General features: G+C 61.6%; 3 protein-coding genes. 1 reads left to right on the top strand and 2 read right to left on the bottom strand.

Features of this window, described 5'->3' with window-relative positions; all coding sequences use genetic code 11:
* Positions 1-202: hypothetical protein (locus tag ABF821_RS20910; RefSeq protein ID WP_415531462.1), on the top strand; the 202-nt coding region annotated here is incomplete at its 5' end.
* 199 nt (positions 203-401) lie between these two features.
* On the opposite strand, the gene ABF821_RS20915 is transcribed toward ABF821_RS20910, so the two are convergent.
* Positions 402-818: a hypothetical protein gene (locus tag ABF821_RS20915; RefSeq protein WP_012553486.1), complete on the bottom strand. Its 417-nt coding sequence runs from the start codon at positions 816-818 to the stop codon at positions 402-404.
* 368 nt (positions 819-1186) lie between these two features.
* Positions 1187-1882, bottom strand: coding sequence for a DNA methyltransferase (locus ABF821_RS20920; RefSeq protein ID WP_415531463.1), 696 nt, complete (start codon positions 1880-1882; stop codon positions 1187-1189).
* Between the last annotated feature and the right edge of the window lie 5 nt (positions 1883-1887).

Genomic DNA, 1887 nt, shown 5'->3' on the forward strand with positions numbered 1-1887 from the left:
TGGCCGCCTCAGCAGCCAATCCAGTTCCTACACCACGCCATGGGGCACAGCCCAGGGCCAGTCCGTCGTGTTTCATGACTGGGGCGTGGGTCTGATGGTGACGTCTCCCTGCGTCTCGGGACAATCCGGGGCCGTTACCAGTCGTACCGAACTGCGGGCCTGTGACAGAGATCACACCCATACCGATGCTGGAAAACCATGATGGACGCGGCAGGCACATACCTCACCACATGAATGGACGTATCTCAGCGTGACGCTGGACAATCCTACATCCCATCCGCCGGTCCGTGCTCAGCCCTTTCGATGGAGGAAGTGCGTAAATGCGACACATGGAGTCAGGCGTAATCGTCCCATGTGGACTGCCCCCCCCGGCCCTTCCGGTTCGCCGGAGGGACCATCTTTCAGGCGGGCTGGATGGCGCATAGCCGCGTCCATGCGGCCCCACCGACGCACAGCGCCCCAAATGTCGCGAAGATATACGAGGGAATGGCACCCATATCGCCCAGACCGCTGAACCCCAGCGTCATGCCAAATCCAGCCAGCGCGGCTGGCAAAGCAAGCAGGAGCGAGACCGTAACCCGCAGGACGGGATCGTGCGAGGAGACGAGGATCGCCTGACCGAGCACCAGAACCATGATCCCGGCGGCGATACCAGCAAGGATGGCATGAGAGCCGGACATCATGGCGTGGTCATAAAATGTGGTGCAGACCATTGCCGCCACAAACAGGGGAGCTGCATAGACCGCACAGAGAAACAGCAGCCAGCACAGGAAACCGATACCGGCGACGCCAAGGGCAATTCCGAGACCGAGCAGCATGGATCGCATCCTTTCCGTGGAATGGAATATCTCACACATGCCGGGACGGTTCCGATATATCCAGGGAATAGAAGCCAGTTTCCCGACATCGTTTTCACGATCGGGACAGCGCGCGGAGCGCGCCGGACAATCCTGACCGAGGCGCCCTTGTCGGTGCCTTCCGCTCGCGCCAGGAACGCGGCGCGTTGACCTGGCAGCGTTGGGATTGGATCAAAGGGCGCCGGTCCAGCCCCCTGTTTCACTGAACCTTGCGAGCCGGCCATGCCGGCGAGCGCCGCACGTGCGGGCAGCGCGTCCCCACCGCCGGTCCCGAAGGACCGGCGCGATTTTCTGGCCGCCCGGTCAGCGTGAAGAAAGAAAAGGGCGGCTTACGCCGCCGCCCTCCCTGCCCCGTGCCAGGCCAGCCGACGGGTCGCCGTGGCCGCGTGCTCCGGGTCCAGTTCCATGCCCAGCCAGTCGCGCCCAAGATGCTGCGCCGCCACCAGCGACGAACCGGAACCCGCGAACGGGTCCAGCACCAGACCGCCTACAGGGCAGAAAGCTTCCACCAGGGGAAGCAAGGCCGCCACCGGCTTTTGTGTCGGGTGCAGTTTATTGCCTGAATAGGGCATGTCGAGCACATCGGGGATAGGTTTTGCCGGGGGCGTTACATTGCCCTTGGCCAGAAGATAGGCACTTTCGTGTTCATACCGGAGAAACCGGGAAGAGGACGAATAGGACTTGCGAAAGACGATATGCCCGACCATGCGGAATCCCGCCGCCTTCCAGGCATCGGCGAATAAGTCGATGCGGTTCCAGCCATAGAACGAAACGGCAAACCCGCCCCATTTCAGAACACGGTGCATCTGGTTGAAAGCGGGCCGGAGCCAGCGCGCATTATCGTCGTTGCGAACCTTCCGCCCATCCCTGCCCTGATAGTTCACCAGATAAGGCGGGTCTGTCAGGATGAAATCCACCTCATTACGCGGGAGTGCGCGCATCAACTGCACGCTGTCACCGTTCAGAATGGTATTGCGTGTAGCGCGACAATCTGGGTGAGAGAGCGCGTCAATCAGGATGAGAATGGATT

Source organism: Gluconacetobacter sp. (assembly GCF_047721585.1).
GTDB classification, from domain to species: Bacteria; Pseudomonadota; Alphaproteobacteria; order Acetobacterales; family Acetobacteraceae; genus Gluconacetobacter; species Gluconacetobacter dulcium.

Excerpts from the sequence above, each read along its gene's own strand:
- ABF821_RS20915 (WP_012553486.1), bottom strand. The coding sequence starts at position 818 with ATGCTGCTCGGTCTCGGAATTGCCCTTGGCGTCGCCGGTATCGGTTTC.